At 44.8% G+C, this 22,088-nt stretch carries 17 protein-coding genes; all 17 read right to left on the reverse strand.

The features are described from left to right. Positions 1 to 45 precede the first annotated feature (45 nt). The 17 genes from whiA to H7198_RS04010 all read right to left on the reverse strand — a co-directional run bounded on the left by whiA (position 46) and on the right by H7198_RS04010 (position 22,059). Positions 46 to 987 (reverse strand): DNA-binding protein WhiA, encoded by a 942-nt coding sequence (gene whiA / locus H7198_RS03930; RefSeq protein ID WP_274458480.1) that lies wholly within the window; start codon positions 985 to 987, stop codon positions 46 to 48. Positions 988 to 989: 2 nt separating this feature from the next. After that, the gene (locus H7198_RS03935; protein ID WP_274458482.1) at positions 990 to 1,955 is read right to left on the reverse strand and encodes a gluconeogenesis factor YvcK family protein; all 966 of its coding nucleotides are present in this window, start codon (positions 1,953 to 1,955) and stop codon (positions 990 to 992) included. 97 nt (positions 1,956 to 2,052) lie between these two features. Next, entirely contained in the window at positions 2,053 to 2,646 is a 594-nt protein-coding gene (locus H7198_RS03940) for a JAB domain-containing protein (RefSeq protein WP_345945865.1), read from the reverse strand. A gap of 45 nt (positions 2,647 to 2,691) precedes the next feature. Next, on the reverse strand, positions 2,692 to 4,098 hold the full coding sequence (locus H7198_RS03945) for an MFS transporter (RefSeq protein WP_274458484.1): 1,407 nt from the start codon (positions 4,096 to 4,098) through the stop codon (positions 2,692 to 2,694). Next, entirely contained in the window at positions 4,065 to 5,279 is a 1,215-nt protein-coding gene (locus tag H7198_RS03950; protein ID WP_274458485.1) for a bifunctional folylpolyglutamate synthase/dihydrofolate synthase, read from the reverse strand. Before H7198_RS03950 ends, H7198_RS03945 begins: the two co-directional genes overlap by 34 nt. A 93-nt stretch (positions 5,280 to 5,372) precedes the next feature. Further along, complete coding sequence (locus tag H7198_RS03955; RefSeq protein WP_274458486.1) at positions 5,373 to 6,959, reverse strand: DEAD/DEAH box helicase; 1,587 nt, start codon at positions 6,957 to 6,959, stop codon at positions 5,373 to 5,375. 156 nt (positions 6,960 to 7,115) lie between these two features. After that, on the reverse strand, positions 7,116 to 8,276 hold the full coding sequence (locus tag H7198_RS03960) for a serine hydrolase domain-containing protein (protein WP_274458487.1): 1,161 nt from the start codon (positions 8,274 to 8,276) through the stop codon (positions 7,116 to 7,118). A 7-nt stretch (positions 8,277 to 8,283) separates the two neighbouring features. Further along, positions 8,284 to 9,621, reverse strand: a complete 1,338-nt coding sequence (locus H7198_RS03965) for a UDP-N-acetylmuramoyl-tripeptide--D-alanyl-D-alanine ligase (protein ID WP_274458488.1) — start codon at positions 9,619 to 9,621, stop codon at positions 8,284 to 8,286. Between the two features lie 98 nt (positions 9,622 to 9,719). Next, positions 9,720 to 11,108, reverse strand: coding sequence for a 23S rRNA (uracil(1939)-C(5))-methyltransferase RlmD (gene rlmD / locus H7198_RS03970; RefSeq protein ID WP_274458489.1), 1,389 nt, complete (start codon positions 11,106 to 11,108; stop codon positions 9,720 to 9,722). A gap of 81 nt (positions 11,109 to 11,189) precedes the next feature. Further along, complete coding sequence (locus tag H7198_RS03975) at positions 11,190 to 11,447, reverse strand: type B 50S ribosomal protein L31 (RefSeq protein ID WP_274458490.1); 258 nt, start codon at positions 11,445 to 11,447, stop codon at positions 11,190 to 11,192. Between the two features lie 90 nt (positions 11,448 to 11,537). Then, a complete protein-coding gene (locus H7198_RS03980) occupies positions 11,538 to 12,824 on the reverse strand; it encodes a UDP-N-acetylglucosamine 1-carboxyvinyltransferase (protein ID WP_274458491.1) in 1,287 nt (428 codons plus the stop codon). 70 nt (positions 12,825 to 12,894) lie between these two features. Continuing rightward, positions 12,895 to 15,354: a phenylalanine--tRNA ligase subunit beta gene (gene pheT / locus H7198_RS03985; protein ID WP_274458492.1), complete on the reverse strand. Its 2,460-nt coding sequence runs from the start codon at positions 15,352 to 15,354 to the stop codon at positions 12,895 to 12,897. Positions 15,355 to 15,356: 2 nt separating this feature from the next. Then, entirely contained in the window at positions 15,357 to 16,406 is a 1,050-nt protein-coding gene (gene pheS / locus H7198_RS03990; protein WP_274458493.1) for a phenylalanine--tRNA ligase subunit alpha, read from the reverse strand. A 333-nt stretch (positions 16,407 to 16,739) separates the two neighbouring features. After that, positions 16,740 to 17,672 (reverse strand): phosphoglycerate dehydrogenase, encoded by a 933-nt coding sequence (locus tag H7198_RS03995; RefSeq protein ID WP_274458494.1) that lies wholly within the window; start codon positions 17,670 to 17,672, stop codon positions 16,740 to 16,742. Between the two features lie 33 nt (positions 17,673 to 17,705). Then, entirely contained in the window at positions 17,706 to 19,493 is a 1,788-nt protein-coding gene (gene pepF, locus H7198_RS04000; RefSeq protein ID WP_274458495.1) for an oligoendopeptidase F, read from the reverse strand. A 45-nt stretch (positions 19,494 to 19,538) separates the two neighbouring features. Further along, complete coding sequence (locus tag H7198_RS04005; RefSeq protein ID WP_274458496.1) at positions 19,539 to 20,585, reverse strand: competence protein CoiA; 1,047 nt, start codon at positions 20,583 to 20,585, stop codon at positions 19,539 to 19,541. Positions 20,586 to 20,643: 58 nt separating this feature from the next. Continuing rightward, entirely contained in the window at positions 20,644 to 22,059 is a 1,416-nt protein-coding gene (locus H7198_RS04010) for an ABC transporter substrate-binding protein/permease (protein ID WP_274458509.1), read from the reverse strand. Positions 22,060 to 22,088: the final 29 nt, after the last annotated feature.

Here is a 22,088-nt window from a genome sequence, read left to right on the forward strand (position 1 = left end):
ATAAAAGACTTTTTCTAAACAAAAAAGGGCTCCCCCCCCTTTTTATCATAGTTTATCGGCATCAAAAGTACCGTCTTCAATTTGCTTGGCCAATTCCTTTAGCTTGCGCATTCGGTGATTAGCCCCGGACTTGGAAATCTCCAAATAATTACCAACTTCGGTCAATGAAGCATCCGGATGTTCCAAGCGTACTCTGGCAAAGTCGGCCAGCTTCGCTGGCAGTTCATCCAAATCGCCGATTTCCGACTGGATAGTTAAAATCACCTGTACCTGCGCATTAGCGGCATCTGCCACCTTTTGCAGGTTCGCCATATCGGCATTCATCATCCGATTGGCAGAATTACGCATATCCTTCGCCAAACGAATATCTTCAAAGCGGAGCATCGTTTCCGTCGCGCCAATTAACTTCAAGAACTCGACAATCTTGTCTGAACGCTTAATATACAAAACGTAGTGCTTTGAGCGAGCAATCATCTTGACCGGCATCAAAAAGTCATTAATCAGGCCTAGTAACTGCTCGGCCAGCCCCTCCTGACCAGTCGAAATCTCCAAATGGTAGTTGGACTTTTCAGGTGAGTTCACAGATCCAGCTGCTAGAAAAGCCCCTCGTAAAAAGGCGGCACGCTTGTCTTCAGTATTTAAAAGCCAGGCTGGAACAGACTGGTCAATTCCAAAGGGATCAACGCCCAAATCATCCAATATCTCTTGCACTTCAGTGTGTAAAATAACCGTCAACACTTTGTGCTCCGATAAAGCAAATTGTTGCTTAACCGCAACATCCACTTCCGCCTTTGGATAGGACTGGCGAATCAAAGTATAGATTCGACGGGCAATGGCTGGATTGTCAGTTTGCACGCGAACTTCTTGTTCAAATCCTAGCGTCGTAACACCATTCATTTGTAAAAGTGCAGCTAGTTCAGGCTTAGCAGCGTCATCTGAAACAATGCGTCCAGTCAATTCTTTTTTTACTTCTGCAGCAAAGGACATTTTCAATCCTCCAACAATGACAGCAAGACTTTTGCAACCTTTTCACCATCGTGGAAAGCACCAGCATCACGCAGTAATAGGAAGTCCCGTGAAACAACCTGGGCATTCAACTTTTCAATTGCCTCTGGGTCCTGCTTAACCTGTGTGGAAATTTCGCCCCAGCGTTGGTAATCAACAAAATCATCAGGAACTTCTGTTTGATTAGTCAAAACCGCATCAACCAGGTTTTTCCCAAGGTGACGGTCCAAGACTTCTAGGTGTTCGGCATCCGTATAGGCGTCCGTTTCACCCTTTTGGGTCATGATGTTTGCAATGTAAACCTGCTTAGCTGGTGTTACTTGCAAAGCTTCTTTAACACCTGGTACAACGATGTTTGGAAGGATTGAGGTAAAGAGTGATCCTGGTCCATAGACAATCATATCCGCCGATAAGATGGCATCAATGGCCTCTGGATTCGCCTCAATTTTTTGATTGTCCTTTGAAGCAGATACCCAAACCGTATCCAAAGCTTGGTGGGCAGCCGTAATCGCTGCTTCACCAGACAAATGTTCACCTGATAATGTCTTCGCATTCAAAATCAATGGTTCCTTAGCAACTGGATAAACCTGCCCTTTAATTTTAAGGTAGTGTGACAGCTCACGAATTGCTTCTGAAACATCCCCTGTCATTTCCGTCAAAGCGGCAATCAATAGGTTCCCAACAGCGTGCTTAGCTAAAAAGTCATCGTGTGTTTGGAAACGGTATTGAAAGAGGTCCAATAACTTCTGATCAGCACTGGACATGGCAACAAGAATGTTTCGAATATCCCCAGGTGGAATAATGTTAACGTAATCGCGTAGGAGACCAGACGAACCGCCGTCATCAGCTACTGTTACAATGGCCGTTAAATCAACGTCCGCCTTAACCAGTGGCTTAATGATCACAGGTAACCCTGACCCACCACCAATCATTACGATTTTTGCAGGCATACTGTAGCCCCTTTCCAATCTTTCTCTTCCCTTAGTTTACCATTTTTATTGTTCACTCACTGCTTAGGAATTCCATTTTAAAGATTATTTTTTTAAATTAATCCCCCTCCTCTTCAACAAAGGACCAATAGGAGGACTTCGTGATAATAAAGGAATCAATTAGCGGTAGTCCCAACTGTTTACCCAAGGACTTTAACCGTTTTGTAAAATACCGGTCCGCTTCCGAAGGCAGGACGTTCCCAGAGGGATGATTGTGAGCCAACATAATTCCATAAGCATTTGCAAGCAAGGCCCGTTGAAAAATTTCACGAGGGGAGGCCGATACTTCAGTTAAAGTACCAACGAAAACCACCTCCCATCCAATCATATCCAACTGCGTGTTTAAGAGTGCTAAACAAACCTGCTCCTGTTTCAAGTGACCCATCTCTGCTTGTGCAAAACGGCCGAAACTTTCAGAATGCTTAGCAGAAATCAAGCGGTGTCTTGCATATTGATTCATCTTCTGCCCAGCAAATAGAGCGTGTAATAGCGCCTTATTTACCCTTGGATTCTCTGAGATAAAATCCTCCTTAGTATCCTGATCCATCTCCAGAAAGTCATAGCCACTGGGAAAGTATAATTCAAAAATATCCGTCTGCTGCCTGGCATCTTCTCCCAGACTTTCATAAAAAGAAAAAACCTGATTCTTCATCACCATCCTCCTTAGAGAATAGTACGAAAATCAGGTCTTTTTCTTTTAAGCTTCGTCTTTTTCTGCCTTCAATGCATCCGTCATCTTCATGATACGGAGTGACATGGCAGCAGCAATAATCGTTAGAATCAAATCCATGATATAGGTCCAACGGATTCCAAGGGCAGTTCCATGTGACAAAGAACTGGCATTGTTCTGGAAAACCGAAACGATTGAAGCAGCCAAAGCAATTCCAACGGCGGCAGAATAATTATTTACCGCAGCAAAGATGGAATTACCAGCATTGTGGTACTTCCGGTCCATGTTTGAAATGGCATTGGTCATGTTGTTTCCGTTCCAGAAACCAACGCCTAACTGCATGAGTGAAAAGCCCACGGTTGCAGTCAATACGGTGAGTGGGAGAACGGCCATAAAGGCAACTCCGGAAGTAATTAAGGCTAAGCCAATGTTATTTGGCAAACGCACCCCAAACCGGTCATACAGATTTCCAGAAATCACCGCCATGAATGCTAATCCAAGAGCACCTGGGAACAAAACTAAACCAGCTACGGATGAACTTTGGTGCAAAATCAACTGCAAGCCCATTGGAATAGCATAGTTAAAGGTCAAGTTAACCATCTGCAGAATAAAGGCTGCAAAAACAGAGAGCCGAAACATTGGCTTTGCAAACATACTTGGTGAAAGTAATGGTTCCTTCTCGTTTCGAGCGTATAGGTAATAGCCTAACAGTCCAAAGACAAAGGCTGCTAAAGCAATCATGCTTGGTACATTCCAAAGGCCATCTGCAGAGAAACGGTCAATGGTAATCAAGCCACCGATGAAAAAGGTTGACAAGAGCAACCAACCAATCAGGTCAAACTTGACCTTCTTAGTAGGTACCGTTTGCTGAATGGTTGCCCAACCTAGCCCGAGGGCTAGCAATTGCAAAGGAATCACTACCCAAAAGACCATGTGCCAACCAAAGGCATCCGTTAAAAATCCTCCGAAGGCAGGGCCTAAGGCAGGTGAGAAAGAAACAATCAAAGAGGCTAATCCAACCATCGTTCCACGTCGGTTGGCTGGTACCTGTTCGAAAATCACGTTGTTCATCAAAGGAAGACCAACACCGGCTCCAACACCTTGCAGGAGTCGTCCAAGAAGAACCATGGGGAACTGATTCGATACCGCATCAATTAAAATTCCAACCAGTGAAATGATTCCAGCAGCCATGAACTGGGAACGGTTGTGAAAGCGATCCTTCAGCCAAGATGACATGATAATCACCATCGAAGTCAGCAAAATAACGCCAGATGTCAGCCACTGAACGGTCGCTGCATCCACGTGCAACTCTTTCATCAACACTGGAAAAGACACGTTCAAGGCCGTTTCCAACATGATGTCTGTAAAAGCAATAAGTGCAATTGATAAAATACTTAGAATCAATTTTGGACTAAGTGTTTTTTCTTCTGGCATAAATGCCTCCTTACATCTGAGATAAAGTAAAGTGAACCAGTAAATACTAGCGGTCGATGACTGTTATGAGCAAGTTCTACTGCCTCATCAACTGAGCAAAGCCGCTGATTAGTTAGAAAGTCAGGCACCTTCATACCCGCTCTTCCTGGCAGCCCTTCATAATCAAAGAAAAACAAGTCAATCTTAGAGTCATCTGAAAGCGTTCTTAAGGATGTCTCAATATGCTTATCAGCTAAAGCCCCAATAACAAAGAGGACCGGTTGATCAAACTTTTTATCAATCGTTTTTCTTAATGCGCTTAAGCCAGCGGGGTTATGCGCCCCATCAAGATAAACATCCGGCAATACCTCTTCAAAGCGTCCAGGAATAAAGGCTGTTGATAAACCTTCTTGAAGAACCTTTTCTTCCACATTTGGTCGAAATACTCGATAGGCCGTAACAGCTGTCGCTTTATTTTCCTCCTGAAATTCACCGTGCAAATTCGACTTCAAGAATGTCCGTTCGGCTAAAACGAGAGAGCTTTCCTTTTTCAGGCACTCCTTCTTAATCACGGATAGCGCCTCTTTCGGAATGTTGGGTCCAATGACTGTTGGCTGTTTTTCTAAGATAATGCCAGCCTTTTGTTTGGCAATCTCAGCCAAAGTATCCCCAAGCATCGCCTGGTGATCAAGGGCAACGGAGGTAATTACTGCGACTTCCTTTTGGGGCATCAAATTTGTTGAATCATAGAGGCCGCCAATGCCAACTTCAATGACGGCTAAATCCAGTGCTGACTCAGAAAAATAACAAAACATAATGGCCGTGACCACTTCAAATTCAGTGGGACGCAACTCTCCATCCGAATCTTTTTCAACTTGATCAGCGGCTGATTTCACTCGACCGGTTATCTTAGTCAATTCATCATCTGAAATATCCTGACCATTAATCTGAAAACGGTCGTTAAATGCAATGATATAGGGCGAGGTAAAGAGCCCGACTTTTAAGCCATCAGCCTGTCCGATGGCGGAGAGCATCGTGGCCACCGACCCCTTACCATTTGTTCCCGTGACGTGAATAACGGCTGGTAAATGTTTTTCTGGATGTTTCAAGGCTGAAAGAAGGGCAGCCATACGAGCCTGACTATCCTTTTTCCCAGACTTTGGCCGGGAATGAATATAAGCCAATGTTTCTTCAAAAGTCATGGCGCCCTCCCTTCATATCTAGTTCCATTATAAACACAAAAACCGTCTGATAACAGACGGTTTTATAAGTTTTATTCGTTAAATTATAATGGCTTAGCCCTTTTCACGAACAGTGAAGTCACGCTTGCGGCCTTGACCATTTCCACGGCGTTCGCCGCCATGGTTGTTACCCTTGTAACCACCACCGTTACCACGACGTTCACCATTTCCACGGCGTTCGCCATCGCGACGGCCACGGTAGCCTCCGCCACCATTTCCGCGACGTTCACCATCACGGTGTCCACGGTATCCACCACCGTTGCCACGACGGTTTCCACCACGGTAGCCTCCGCGTGAGCCGCCCTTACCACCCTTACGGCGTGGCAATGGACGTTCGCGTGACAATGTCACAGGGGCGTTTTGCTTTTCCAAGCCGGCAACGGATGCCAACAAACCAGCAGCCAATTGTTCTGGTGTGAACTGGCTCATCAATGCTGCAACCTGTGCTTGCATTTCTTCTGGCTTAACCTTGCCCATCAAAGCAGCTGCTTCGTCAAGTGAGCCGTTAATACGTCCCAGACGAGCTTCCTGCAAAGTAGCAGGTTGCAATGGCGTCATGCGCTTCTTCGTCAAATCTTCGATGGCACGCAAGTAGTCCATTTCATTTGGCGCAACCAAAGTAACAGAAGTACCTGTGGCACCGGCACGACCAGTACGTCCAATACGGTGAACGTATGATTCTGGATCTTGAGGAATATCAAAGTTATAAACGTGAGAAACGTCCTTAACATCCAATCCACGGGCAGCCACATCAGTGGCAACCAACAAGTTGATTTCGTGCTTCTTAAACTGATCCAAGACACGTGAACGCATTTGCTGTGTCAAATCACCGTGCAAACCAGCAGCACGGTAACCACGCGCTTCCAATCCACGGGCCAATTCTTCAACACGACGCTTTGTACGTCCGAAAACAATTCCCAAGAATGGTTCTTGAATATCAATCGTACGAGTCAAAGCATCAAACTTTTCTTCGTGACGGCAACGGATGAAGAATTGTTCAACCAAGTCAGTCGTCAATTGCTTTGCTTCAATTTTAACCATCTCAGGGTTCGTCATGAACTTCACCCCGATACGACGAATTGATTCAGGCATAGTGGCTGAGAAGAGCAACGTCTGGCGTTCAGGGTTTACCTTAGCAATGATTGCTTCGATGTCATCCAAGAATCCCATGTTCAACATTTCGTCGGCTTCATCCAAGACCAAAGTCTGAACCTTATCCAACTTAGCAGTCTTACGGTTGATGTGGTCAAGCAAACGACCAGGAGTTCCAACCAAGATTTGTGGCTTTGACTTCAAGCCTTGAATCTGACGGCGAATGTCTGATCCACCGAAGACAACTTGCACGTTAACGTGCTTGTCTGATCCCAACTTCTTCAATTCATCGGCAGTTTGAATTGCCAATTCACGAGTTGGGGAAATGATAACCGCTTGAATGTTAGGGTTATCCAAATCAATGTGTTCCAAAATTGGCAAACCAAAGGCAGCTGTCTTACCAGTTCCCGTTTGTGCTTGCCCGATAACGTCCTTGCCGGCCAAAGTCAAAGGAATAGTCTTTTCCTGAATTGGCGTTGCTTCCACGTATCCGTGGGCGGCGATGGACTGCAAAATGGCTTGTGACAAGCCGAGTTCTTCAAACTTCAAAATTTTCTCCTTTAAAAGCACAAAAAGCGCGCTCTAAGACCAAAATTGGTCTACATCTATGATAACGCGCTTCCTGCGCGTTTAAAAGGCCGAGCGGTTTATAGTCTAGCTGGGCTGACTCAATTGGTACCGACCAAAATCGGTACTTATGCGGCATTAAGGGGCCGCTTCCCCGGTCAACTCCGTGAAGAATTGCTGACCAATCTTTTGAACTGAATGTTCATTATCATACTGGTTAGAAAGTAAAATAACAGCGTTCTTTCCATGGTTTGAAACAACTACATTCGATTCATATCCAGAAAAGATACCGTGTCCCTCATAAACGTCACCATAACCATACAAACCTGAAGCATAATGTGCCGGAAGGTGTTGCTTGAGCAGGTCTTTATGATTCTTTACAAACTTATTATCAAAGAAATCACGATATAACTGATAAAGTTGGCCGGTCGTCATTGAAACGTTTCCCGTACCTGTTTCACGTTGGTATTCAACCGTAGTGACATCTCGCTCGCTCTCAGTTCCTACTTGGTAAGCATTGGCGAGATTATCCGCCTTCTTAAAGGCTGGATAGTATAAAATCCCTAGTTTCGCCTTCTTATTGAAGGTCTGCTCTGCTAATTCCTGGTAGGATTTACCAGTCACCTTCATCAAAATACCCGCAAGCAAACGATAGTTAATTGGCTGGTAAGACCAACCAGCCCCAGTTCCAATCACCCCACCAGAACTTTCAGCGTTAGCTGCCGAGAAGTCCACGTTTGCCATATCATCAGTATAGCTATCCGGTTGCTTACTCTGTTTCAAGCCAGAAGTCATGGTCAAAAGGTCTCGAACCGTAATTTGGTCCGCATTTTGTACCCCAGGATAAAAGTCAGAAAGCTTCGTGTCATACTTGAGCTTTCCAGCATCAACCTGTTGTCCAATTAAAATGGCAGTTAAGATTTTAGCCGTCGAAGCTACCGGAAAAGTCGTTGTCGGACCATTCCATTTTTCCTTTTGAACGTTTGCCTTACCATAGCCCTTATGAAGAAGGACTTTCCCGTTTTTAACGACTAAGGCTGTTCCAGAAAAATGAGCGCCAGTTAAAGACTGATCAAGTTTAGTCGCAACCTTTTCCTTTGGATTCACCTTTTTTTCAAGGTTAATCGAGGTAGCGGCTGTGGCCTTGTTAACGATGTGCTTATCCTCTTTTTTAGAAGAAATCATCACAAGAACAATCAATAAAATAATCAGCGCTAAAATGGCAAAAACATAAAACAAGGGTTGCTTCGTCCAGCTAACCTTTACCCTCGCGGGAAATAGGTCAGTTCGTTTCAGCATGCTCTTCCTACTTTCCAGTTAAAGTCGCCAGGACTTTTTCCAAGTGAATTCCGTGGGAAGCCTTTAAAAACACAAGGTCATCCTCTGTTAATTCATTTTGTAAATCTCGGCTCAGCTGGTCCAGTTGGTCAGCCTGGTAAGTACGTAAATCCAATTGCTGATCAGCCTTTTGAAGAGCTGGTGCCAAGTTTTCAACCATGAGTGGTCCAACTAAATCAACCTGCTTTGGCCGAGCTTTCAAAACAGCTTCGTCTAAACCAGCGTGTAAAGCAGGCCCTTGCTCGCCCAATTCCAACATGTCGCCTAACACGAGAACAGGCCTTGTCGCACTATCCTTTGCCAAAGAAGCTAACACTTCCTTGGTGGCCGTTGGGTTTGCATTATAAACATCTGAGATTAACTGAGCGCCAGACGTAGCCGTCAATATCTCTGTTCGATTCTTCGTTAAATCAAAATGTGCCAAAGCACTTGCCATGGTCTTGAGGTCTAAGCCAAGTGCTTGACCAACCATAATCGCTGCTTCTGCATTCTTAACATTATAACGACCAAGCATTGGAATTGCAAATACTTGCCCCTGTTCCGTCCATGACGTTTCATGCAAGGATTCTTGAATCTCTGCTGGAACAGGTCCAAAAGTCTTTGTATTCACAGGCAGGTTCTCCGCTTCCGTTAGCAAAGGTTCATCTGCTGGAATTAAGAACAAACCATCTTTCTTCAAGCCGTTTGCAATTTCCAACTTTGCCTTGGCAATGTTGGCACGCGTCTTAAAGAACTCCAAGTGTGCTTCCCCAATCATGGTAATCACAGCAATATCAGGTTTAGCTAAATTTGAAAGAGCGGTTAATTGGCCAGGACGGTCCATTCCCATTTCCAAAACCAACATTTCAGTGTCTGCTGGCATGGACAAAATAGTCACCGGTAATCCGATTTCATTGTTAAAGTTTTCAGGTGTTTTAAAAGTCTTGAACTGACAAGACAAAATAGCCGCCGTCATATCCTTGGTCGTCGTCTTACCATTGGAACCGGTAATGGCAATAACCGTTGGCTTTACCTGATTCAAGTAATACTGGCTCAGTTCTTGTAAGCCACTTAAGGTATCAGGCACAATTACCGCAGATACATCGCCAGGCACTACGTGGCCCTCTTGGGCTAGCACTGCCGTTGCACCCTTATCCATCGCCATTTGGATGTAGTCATGGCCGTCGTTTTCACCAACAAGGGCAATAAAGAGGTCCCCCTCTTTTACCTGCCGGGAGTCAAAAGAAACACCAGTGACCACCGTGTTCTCTTGCCCTTGCAAACGACCATTTGTTGCCTTCTGAACCTCTGCTAAAGTTAACTTCATGAAATTATCCTTTGACTTTATAAGTAAAAAAATTCTCTAAACCAATTTGTTATGAAACGTATCCAACAGGCATCACCCCGTTGAAAGCTGTCTTCATTTTACCGCTTTTTTTTAAGGACCGTTACCGTTTCAATATGGGCGGTTTGTGGGAATTGATCAACTGGCACAACTGGACCTTTGATTTCGTAACCGGCCTCTTTAAAGAGCGCACAATCACGCGCAGCCGTGAGCGGATTACATGACACATAGACCACTCGGTCCGGTCCCATTAGGGCTGTCTTCTCAATCAATTTAGGGGTTAAACCACGGCGGGGTGGGTCAACGAAGACAACGTCAGGACGCACGCCTTTTGCTTCCCATTCCACGAATTGCTCCGGCGCATCCTTTAAGATGTAAGTTGCGTTTTTAATACCATTCAGAGCTAAGTTCTTTTGGGCATCGGCGACTGCACCAGGTACCACCTCAACACCAATCACCTGCTTGACCCGGTCTGCCACCGACATACCAATCGTACCGATACCAGCGTAGGCGTCCACCACTAGGTCAGACTCCTTCAAGTTCGCTAAGTCAGCTGCCGTCTGGTAAAGCTTCTCAGTCATTACTGGATTCACTTGGTAGAAAGAGTTCGGCCCAATCAAGAAGCGCTTGCCTAACAAAGAATCTTCAATTTGGCTCTTGCCGTACAAAGTTTCATTATCTGCCGACAATTGAACGTAATCCTTCTTAGGCGCCTTATTCAAAACCAAGGAAGTTAAATCCGGCAAAGCAGCAACAATTTCATCGACCAGTTCATCTCTTTTTGGCAAAGTCGTTTCATTTGAAACCAGAACCACCATCAACTGTTTTGAATAGTAACCCCGGCGCACCATGATGTAACGAATGGCCCCTTTTTCTGTATCGGGGTCATAAGCAGATATCTGCAACTTCTCCAAAATATTTCGGACAATCACAATTACTTCGTCCAGCCGTTTGTTATTAACAAAGTAGTCTTCCATGGGCACAAGTTCGTGTGTGCCCCGCTGGTAGAATCCAGATAGAAGTTTACCGCCCTGCCACTTAACCGGCACAACCGTCTTATTGCGGTAGTAAGAGGGTACATCTTCGTCCATGGTAACTGCTTCTGCCACCTGAACATCCAGTCCAGAAGCAGCAAAATTCTCCTTAACGAGCGACTGCTTCCAAGCCTTTTGTGCTGGGTAAGCCCAGTTCACTAAGGGTGCCGTTCCAGCTTCAAGCAGATAGGCACGGTTGGCATCAATCCGTTCGGGATTTTTTTCAACCCAAGAGACAATGCGACCGTAAGCTGATAGCTTATCGACTTGAATAATTTCCGCCAAAACGGTCTCGCCTAGCATGGCATCCGCCAAATAAACTGGGTACTGCTTCTTATCATCAGCAAAAGCCAAGCCCATCCCGTTCTGACGAATCTTTGAAATGGTCAATTCGACTTTTTCATTTAGCTTTACTGGTGGTGTTGTCTTTGCCATGATTACTCCTAAATAGGGTACTGAGACGAAACTCGAAAAAGAAAAAGCGTCCACCGAGGTGGGCGCTTTTCATTTAAGAACTTACTTGTTCTTGAAACCGAAGTTAGCAAACTTCTTGTTAAACTTGTCAACGGCACCATCAGCCTGAGTAAACTTCTGCTTACCAGTGTAGAATGGGTGTGAGTCTGAAGTGATATCCATACGTACTGATGGGTATTCTTGACCTTCGAATTCTGCAGTTGTTTCAGTTTCAACAGTTGAAGCTGACAAGAACTTCTTACCAGTAGCGGCGTCGATGAAGACAACTGGACGGTAATTTGGGTGGATGTTTGCTTTCATGATTGATCTCCTTAGCGCCCTGACTATTCATAGCCAGAGTCAGTTATTAACTGTATTAGTGTAGCATGTTCGCTACTTTTTGACAAGAACTTATGGCATTAAATTGATTAAATCAACGCCTTCAATGGTTAGGTCAACACCTAGTCCACGAAGCTTTTCAGCCAAGCGGTCGTAACCACGCAAAATGTGAGAAGCGTTATCGATAACCGTTTGCCCATCGGCCATAATGGCTGCAATAACCAAGGCGGCTCCTGCGCGGATTTCAGCGGCTTCAACCGTTGTTCCAACCAAGCGTTCTGAATGGTTAACCTTAATTTCACCTGGGTTCAACGAGGCAACATCAGCCCCCATTCGACGTAATTCAGCAATGTGGCGAATACGCTTTGGGTAAATCGTCTCGATGATTGTTGACTCACCATCTGCTAGAAATAGCAAAGGTGTGATTGGCTGTTGCAAATCAGTGGCGAAACCAGGATAAGGCATCGTCTTAATTTGAACAGGCTTCAAAGCACGGGAAGGACCGATGTAAATCGAGTCCTCACCGATTGTCATATCAACGCCCATTTCAATCAACTTCGAAGTGTATGACTCCAAGTGTTCAGGAATGACGTTTTGCACTGTTACACCGTTTCCATATGCAGCAGCCATTGACATGTACGTTCCGGCTTCAATACGATCCGGAATAACCGTGTGCGTATTCTGGGCCTTCAACGTATCAACACCAGTAATACGGATAGTATCCGTACCGGCCCCACGAATATTAGCACCCATATTGTTCAAAAAGGTTGCAATATCGATAATTTCAGGCTCTTTGGCCACGTTTTCAATAATGGTTTGGCCCTGAGCACGAACCGCAGCCAAAATAATGTTAATCGTGGCTCCAACTGAAACCGTATCAAGAGCAATGCGTGCCCCAACCAATCCGTTTTCAGTCGCATCGATGTTAATCACATCATCTTTTTCAGTGACCTTCGCACCAAGTGCTTCAAAGCCCTTAATGTGCTGGTCAATGGGACGTGAACCTAAGTTATCACCACCCGGGAAAGTCACCGTTGCACGACCAAAGCGTCCAAGCAATGCCCCCATGAAATAGTAGGAGGCACGCAAAGACTTAATGGCCGTTGCTGGCAATGGCGCTTCCTTGATGGTTGTTGGATCAATTTCTAGGTCGCCATCATGAAAGTTTGAATGAACATTCATGGCGGCTAAAATATATTGTAAGTTTTTAACGTCCAAAATTTGTGGAACGTTGTCAAAGTGAACCGCTGTATCAGCTAAAATAGCTGCTGGAATCAGGGCTACTGTTGAGTTTTTAGCACCACCAATAGTCACTTGACCAGAGACTTTGTGGCCACCATTAATAATAATTTTTGCCATGAGGCGAATTCCTACTTAGCTATCGTTTTACCTCGATTATACGGGGTTTACGGTCAGCTTACAAATGATATTAACGAATCTCGGCAGCAAGTTGCTCTTCCAAGGCCTTTGTAACCTTGTCAAAGTCCTTTGCAACGTGCTCTTCAACTAAGGTGTTTTCTTGATCTTGGTAGGTCAATTGATAGGCCAATGACTTCTTGCCTTCAGGCGTTCCCTTTCCAGTGTACAAGTCAAAGAAGGAAACATCCTTCAAATGCTTACCAGCAGTTTCCCAAATGGTATCAAGAACCGCTTGGTTCGTAACGTTCTGGTCAACCAAAATTGCCAAGTCACGGCTAATTTGAGGGTAACGCGAAATTGGTTGGTAAGCATTGTCACGTTTTGCCAAACGAATAATTTCTTCCAAATTCAATTCAAAAGCGAAGATGGCTGGTAACTTTTGCTTAGCAACAAATTCAGGATGTACTTGCCCAACGTAACCAAGATAGATACCACCAGAATAAACATCAGCCGTTTGACCAGGGTGCATGTTCTGCATCTTCTGTGCTTGCTTGAAAGTAACGTGCTCAATACCAATGTTTTCCAGGTAGCTTTCTACCCGTCCCTTCATGGCGTAAAAGTCTACCTCGCGTTCCTTCTCCGTTGCCTGCCAAGTCGATTCAGCAATCGATCCAACAAGAATGCCGGCAATGTGTTCCTCTTCAATTGGCTGAACGGCAGCATTATCATTCAAGAAAACACGGCCCTGTTCGTACAAAGCAATGTTCTTAACGGAACGTGCCACGTTATAAGCGACATCATCAATCAAACCTGAAATCAAATTTTGACGGGCTGTCGTTCGGTCAGAAGACATTGGGTAGTCCAAAGCCAAAACTGGATGTTGTCCAACCATGTTGAAGGCCGTTGCCTTTTCAGGCGTCATCAAGGCGTAAGAAATGGCTTGGTCAAATCCCAAAGCTTGCATTATCTTACGTGAGGCACGAATTTTCTTTTGACGTGCTGTTAAATCACCTGCCGTTGACTGGCCATCAATCAAAGCCGTTGGCAAGTTGTCGTAGCCATAAAGGCGGCCAACTTCTTCAACTAAATCGGCTGGGATAGTCAAATCCGTGCGTCGACCAGGGACCGTCACTGTCAATTGGCCATCCTTGTTCGCAACTGTCAGCGCTAACTTTTCAAGCAGTTCAACCACCGTTTCGTTCGACAAAGTCGTTCCCAAAACCTGGTTAATTCGTGCCACCGTTGTCTTAATCACAACCGGTTCGCTGTTTTCAAAGCCATCAACAGCCTGACCCTTGGCCAATTCTCCCTTAGCGTTCTTAGCAACAGCGTTAGCAGCTGAAGCAAGAGCTTCCTTAGTGTTTGACAAATCAATGCCACGTTCCAAGCGGAAGGATGATTCTGAACGCAAAGCATGACGACGAGCAGCTTGACGAATGGCACTTGGGTTATACTGACCAGCCACAAGCAACACATTCTTTGTCTCTTCATTTACGGCAAAGTCTGGGTCAGCAGCAATCCCTGCTAAGGCGATGATTTGCTTACCAGCCGACAAGACAATGTCTTTACCAGCACGGAGGGCAATCGCTTCTTCGCCATCCCCTTGACCTAGCACTTCGCCTTCTTCCGCCAAGCGCACACGAACGACTTTATCGGCCAGCTTATCCAAGTCAAAGGCTGCCAAAGGTTGTCCAGAAGCCAACAGCCAGTAATGCATCGCGTCCAAGACGTTGTTAACTGGCTTAATGCCAGAAGTCCACAAGCGGCTTTGCATTGCTAATGCACTAGGTGCAACAGAAACGCCATTGACAACAGACATCGCAATTCCAGTGGCCAATTCAGGACTATCGATTGCAGCAGAAATTTGGTCATCCGCTAAGAAGGCCGCTTCTGTGGCACCATTTTCAGTCACTTCCTGAACACCCTGTCCAGTCATGGCAGCTAATTCATAGGCCATCCCACGCATTGATAACAAATCGGCACGGTTCGGTGTCAAATCAGTATCAATCATTGGGTCCTTCAAGCCAAGAACTTCTAGCGCATCATCCCCAGGTTTTACGCCTGAATTTGCATCAAAGACGTAGATACCATCTTCGATTGGTGTTGGACAAACCGCATCGGGTAGGCCAATCTCTTGCAAGGCTGACAGCATTCCGTATGAAACTTCGCCACGCAACTTTGCTTTACGAATCTTAACCAATTCACCAGATTCACGGTCAATAATGTGTGAACCTACGCTAGCCAAGATTACCAATTGGCCTTCGGCAACGTTTGGTGCACCAGTGACGACTTGGAAAGTATCCTTACCGTCAAAGACCTGTGTAATGTGCAAGTGGTCAGAATCAGGGTGATCCTTCACTTCCTCAACACGGACAACAACCAAACCGTCCTGCTTAGCAGCTGCTTGACCGACTTCTTCGACTTCAACAGCCGTTAATTCAATTTGTTGGGTGAGGTCCAAAACGGCCTGTTCGCTCAAATCCAAACCTGGCTTCAAGTATTCATTCAACCATTTCAAATTTGTCTTCATGATTAGTTACCTCGCTCGTTAAACTGCTCTAAGAAACGTGTGTCGTTTAGGTAGAACTGACGGATGTCTTCTACGCCGTACTTCAACATGGCAAAACGGTCAGGTCCCAATCCAAAGGCAAAGGCCGTGTATTCTTCTGGGTCAATGCCGTCCATCTTCAAGACGTTTGGATGGGTCATTCCAGCTCCCAAAACCTCAATCCACTTAATGTCTTCAGGCTTTGTATCAGGAGTTACTTCGTCCCAGGAAACATCAACTTCAACTGATGGCTCCGTAAATGGGAAGTAAGAAGGACGCAAACGAATTTGGTGCTTTTCGCCAAAGAGTTCCTGCATGATTGAAAGCAAAGTTCCCTTCAAATCAGCCATTGTAATGTTCTTTCCAACAACCAAACCTTCCACTTGGTGGAACTGGTGTGAGTGGGTAGCATCGTCGGTATCACGACGGTAGACTTTTCCAGGCGCAATCATCTTCAATGGGCCCCTTGAAAAGTCGTGCTTTTCCATGACACGGGATTGAACTGGTGACGTTTGCGTACGAAGCAAAATTTCAGGTGTGATATAGAAAGTATCCTGCATATCACGTGCTGGGTGATCCTTTGGTAAGTTTTCACGTTCGAAGTTGTATTCGTCCGTCTCCACTTCAGGTGAATCAACTGGATCATCAATAATTTGGTAACCAAGGCCCAAGAAATGTGTCTCGATTTCATCAATAATTTGCTGCAAAACGTGTGGCGTCCCAATCTTTGGCTTTGCACCAGGCAAAGTCACATCAAGGGTTTCGGCTGCTAGCTTTTCTTCCAAAGCCTGAGCAGCTTGTGCAGCCTTCTTTTCTTCAATCTTTTCCTGAATAGCCGTACGGACCTGGTTTCCCACCTGTCCGACTTCCTTTTTTTGATCAACCGCCAAATCCTTCATTGACTTCAAAGCGCCGGTAATCTTTCCCTTCTTACCAAGGAAAGTCACACGAACGGCTTCGACATCAACATCCTTCTTCGCCAATTCGGCTGAGGCTTCCTTTAAGAAGCCTTGTAGTTCTTCAACTAATGTCATCTTGTCCCTCTTTTATCCAAATAAAAAATCCCCTGTCATCTTTCGATGCCAAGGGACGTCACGAATGCCGCGGTACCACCCAATTTCTAGCAAAATGCTAGCTCTTGAAACCGGTATCGGCGGTCACCGTTGACGATTAAGTCAAGTTACTTCAGACTGAAATTCAAATTGTTCAACTGACGGGCTTTCACTATCCCCGCTCGCTAAGCAGCTAATTCAACTCTACTAGGTCCTGTATTTCACATACAGTATACCAAAAATTATGAAGAGAAACTAGGAGACCCTTCTTACAAATAAAAAAGTCCTTCAGCAATTACTGAAAGACTCTTAAATTTAATTCACTTGGTTTTGGCTTCCCTTACCAGTTACAACAGAAAGGATATCCTTTGCTGCCGTTTCACCGATTGTTTGGAAGGCTTCTTGTGAATTACCAGCCACGTGAGGAAGCACATAAGTGTTTTCCAAAGCTAGCAATTCATTATCAGGTGAAATTGGCTCTTGTTCAACAACATCCAATCCCGCTGCTGCAATTTCACCAGCCTTCAAGGCGATAATCAAAGCCTTTTCATCAACAACCGGTCCACGACCAACATTTACCAAAACCGCTGACTGCTTCATCTTCTTAAAGGCTGTTTCACCAACCATCTTAGTGGTTGCTGGCGTTGCTGGCAAAGTTGAGACGACAAAGTCAGACTGCTCAAAGATTTCATCTAGTGAAGCCATGCGACCGTTTGGCACGTCCTTATCATGACGAGCGTAAGCTAAAATGTTAACTCCAAAGCCAACCAATAATTCGGCAATTGTACGACCGATGTGTCCAAATCCTAAGATTCCGACTGTCTTACCTGATACTTCAACACCACGGTGGCTCTTAGCATAAGACTTCGCACGTTCATCTGTAATGCCACGCTTATCAGTATCAAAAAGTCGACCGGCCATCATCATCAAAGTTACCGCGGTTTCAGCAACGGCCGTTGCGTTCGCACCCGGCGTGTTTGACACAACGATGTTTCGTTCCTTGGCTGCTTCCAAATCAACGTTATCATAACCCACACCGTGGCGAGCAATGACTTTCAGGTTTGGATAACGATCCATAATTGCCCCATCAATTGGGTACATCATCAACAAAATTCCAACAATATCATTAGAACCGGCAAAATCCTTATCCGATGCCTGTGGGTTTGAAATGACTTCGTAACCCGCATTTTCCATGATATCAATAGCGTGCTGATCAATACCGTCAAAAACCAAAACTTTTTCTGTCATGATAACTTCCTTTTCTTTTAATTGAATAAAAATTTACTTCTTTAAAAGTTCTTCTAACTGGTTCAAGCGACTCTCGAAGACCTTAAATGCTGAATCCAAGTAATCGCCTTCTTCCATATCAACACCAGCTTTACGCATCACATCGAGTGGATTAGCTGAGGAACCGGCCTTCAAGTAATCCTTATAAGACTCCGCTTGTCCTCTTTCTAAGATGCCCTGTGCCAAAGTCGTTGCCGCTGCTTCTCCAGTTGCATACTGGTAAACATAAAAGTTGTAGTAGAAATGTGGGATACGCGTCCATTCGAAGGCAATCTCAGGGTCTGCCACAACATCAGGGCCGTAGAACTTTTGGTTCAACTGACCATAGAAGTCCGCCATCGCTTCAGCCGTTAAAGGTTGACCTGCTGCATCTTGTTCGTGAATCCAAGCTTCAAATTCGGCAAATTGCGTTTGACGGAAAACCGTTCCCTTGAAGCCGTCCAAATACTGGTTCAAGATGAATGCCTTCACCTTATCATCGTCTGTTTGCTTCAAAAGATAATCCGTCAACAAACCTTCGTTCGTCGTTGAGGCAATTTCAGCCAAAAAGATTGGGTAATCCCCGTAGTGATATGGCTGATTGTGACGGGTCAAATATGAATGAACCGTGTGACCCATTTCGTGTACCAAAGTATAAACATTATCCAAAGTATCCTGCCAATTCAACAGAATGTATGGGTTGGTATCGTAAGCCCCACCAGAGTATGCGCCTGAGCGCTTTCCCTTGTTCTCAACAACATCGATCCAAAGTTCTGAAAAGGCCTTCTTCACAATGGCTAGGTAGTCGTCACCAAGTGGTGCAAGGGCTGCCAATGCAATCTCTTGGGCCTTTTCATAGGTCACGGGGAAGTCCACGTCATCGACAAGTGATACGTACAAATCATAGTTATGGAGTTCTTTTGCCTTCAAAACTTGCTTACGAAGCGCAACGTAGCGGTGCAATAACCCAAGGTTAGCGTCCACCTTTTCTTCCAAAGTCCGGTAAACTGCAACAGGAATTTGGTTTGAAGAAACAGCTGCTTCCTGAGCTGACTGATAGTGACGAATCTTAGCTAAAAAGTTATGCTTTTTAACCGTAGCAGAAAGCGTTGAAGCAAAGGTATTCTGTAACTGCATGTAAGCGTCATACAAAGACTGGAAGGCCTCTTGACGTTGGGCAGGATTCTTAGAACGCAACATAATGGCGTATAATCCATTCGTCAACTCTTGAATTTCACCATCTTCGGTCATCACGTCACCGAAATCAATGTCAGCGTTATCCAAAACTGAGAAAGTCTGTTCAGCAGATGACATTACCGTTGATGCTCCTGCAAGGAGCGCTTCTTGATCAGCTGGTAAAGTATGCGCTTTTTCAGAAAGCAACACCTCAAAGAAGTGCTGATAAGCCTGTAACTCAGGTTTCTTTAAGTATTCTGACAAAGTCTTTTCATCCATCGCCAAAACTTCTGGTTGGAAAAAGGCAGTGACTGCAGACACTTGGGCAAGTAAATCCTGGACTTGTGCATTCATACCCGCATAAGTGGCATTAGCCGTGTCCTGGTCAAACTTTTGGTGAGCGTAAACGAAGAGCTTCTCAAAAGCTCGTTCGATACGTAAATCTTCCTGTAGACCAGCTAATAGAATATCAGCTGAATCAGCTAAGTGGCCTTGGAATTCTGCCAATTTTGGCAGTTCATCCTGCAGTTTATTAAAAGCCGCCTGATATGCTTCGTCTGACTCAAAGACCGTTGAAAGGTCCCAGGTCAACTCTTCTGGTAATTCTTCACGTGTGATTTGTGCCATGTCGACTCCCTTTTCTATTTTCCTCCAGTTTACCATAAGACGTCCTTATTCTTTATATGGAGGAACGGTTTTTATGAAAACTTTCTCACTTTCAATCTGAATAAATCCACCCTTATGTAGTTCCTCCAAAAAATCGTTCATTACTTCTTTTTGATAAAGAAAGTTCAAATAAAAATAACGTGCCATCCTTGTTAATAACTCTTGTCTGCTTCTTCCCTTTTCCCCAGCCTTTTCTAAAAGCAATATGATAATCAATCGGTACTGCCAATTCGGTACCTTCAACCCAAAGGATTGCCCTACTAAACAAATGTCAGGGATTTGGTCGACTCGAAAACCTTTCTCATACAAGTAAGTAACAATCTGCGGATTAATTTGCTCCCGGGCTAATTGCAGCGATAGCTTGGACCGTTGTCGTTTAATATCTAAAACGGGTCGTTTTACGCTTTGGAAAAGTGTATTAGAGTTAAACACAGCCGTCCAATTGGGTAGTGCACTGCTTTTTATGTGAAGCGGGTCCGACAAAAAATTTCTTATCTGGCTACGCTTCTTGAAGTCCGCTTTCGAGTAATCACTATCCCGCACAAAGGTGCTTTTCTCCCCCGGTAAATAAAACCAAAGGCGTCCAGCCAACCAAAAGCGACAAATGGTTGCCATGGATAAACGCTTTTGATAATAGCCAGGTCCCAGTATCCACCAAACACGAATACCGACTTTTTCATATCCCTGGTTACGTCGATTTAAATCAACTTGCGAAATTGGTGAACACTGGTACTCAATTGCGACTTGACTACCCGGACGGCCAACCAATAAATCCGGGCGTTGATCAATTTCTGTCAAAACCGGTTCAATCTGCACGGGGACTTTCCCCTTAAAATAGCGATAAATCGCTAGTTTACCAGCCAAGTGGTCTGCCGATTCGCCTTCTGAAAAGCCTGCACAGGCGACTTTAGAAACATGGGCAAAGTGAGCAACATTTGATTTTCCCTGTTTCAAACGAACCGGTCCCCGGCACCCCGGGCAGAGATAGATTTCGTTTTTCTTAGCATTTTCAGCCAGACAATAGCGATTCGAAATAGTTACTGCAATTAACATAATAAAAACACCTCACTCGATATATGACACGAGTAAGGTGTTTAATTTACTAATTTATTTAGTTAATCTTTTTCTCGACCCAGTTTGAGAACCAAGTTAACAAGGTAATCACAACCAAGTAGATGATGGCAATGATACCCCAAACTCGGAATCCTTGTGAGTTACGAGCAACAATCAACGTTCCAGTTTGCGTCAATTCCAAAATACCGATAGCAGACAAGATTGACGTGTCCTTCAAGGTAATGATGAATTGGTTAACAAATGATGGCACTGTCATCTTCAATCCCTGTGGCACGATAACTTTCCACATCGCTTGTCGGTGTGACAAACCAAGTGAACGGGCCGCTTCCATTTGGCCGACGTTAACAGAATCAAATCCTCCACGAACAAAGGCCCCAGTATAGGCTCCCTCGTTCAAAATCAACGTCAACAAACCAGCTGTGAAGGCAGGAATCTTCATTCCAATAACACCAGGCAACCCGATGTAGATGAAGAAGGCCAAAACCATCAAAGGCAATCCACGGAAAGCGTAGATAATCGTCGTTGACAAGCCACGCCAGAACTTTGACTGAGCGGTTCCCATCAAACCAAGAAGCAATCCCCAGAGGGAAGCCAAAATAATTCCTGTAACTGTCAGCTTAGTTGTTTCAACCAAGCCCTTCCAGAAGGCGGACTTGTTTGACTTCAAGATTCCCCACATAGAGTTATTATCAGAAGCTTCACCGACAAAAGTCTTTTGGGAAGAGTTCAAGTACTTGTCGATAATCTTATCGTAAGTACCGTCCTTCTTCATTTCGGCCAAAGTCGTGTTGAACTGCTGCAAGAGCAAGGCGTTTTCGCCCTTCTTAACGAAGAATCCAACACCACCACCGTTACCCAAGTCCTTTGGGTTACGAACTTCCAACTTCATACCATTTTTGATGGCGTATTGGATAACAGGGTAATCTTCAAAAGTTGCGGCCGTATTACCGTTCACAACATCGTTATACATGGTATCCGTGTCGTTAAAGTACTTTACCTTGAAGCCGTACTTATCCTTCAAAGAAGCGCCGTAGTTAGCAGCAGCAGTTCCAGTCTTCAAAGCAACTGTCTTACCCTTCAAGTCTGACAAGGACTTAATCTTTGAGTTTGGCTTAGTAATCCAAGCCACCCCTGATTGGTAGTAAGGGTCTGATACATCGTAAACCTGCTTACGAGCATCGTTAATCATCATTCCGGCGATGATACCGTCAGCCTGTCCGTTGGCTACCATTTGTGCGGCAGCGTTAAATGACATTGGCTTTAATGTGTAAGTGAAATTATTTCGCTTGGCCACTTCTTTCAGAATGTCCATATCGATTCCAACGTACTGATTATTCTTATCTTGAAAATCAAATGGGGCGTATGCCGCATCCGTTGAAATGATGTAGTTAGGCTTCTGGGCTGCATCGGCGCGAGTTCCAGCCATAAAAATGGCAAGAACAAAAGCAACCATTACAGCCAACAGCGGTTTGTACCGTTTAG

Origin of the sequence: Fructobacillus sp. CRL 2054 (assembly GCF_028764065.1) — a bacterium.
Lineage (GTDB): Bacteria > Bacillota > Bacilli > Lactobacillales > Lactobacillaceae > Fructobacillus.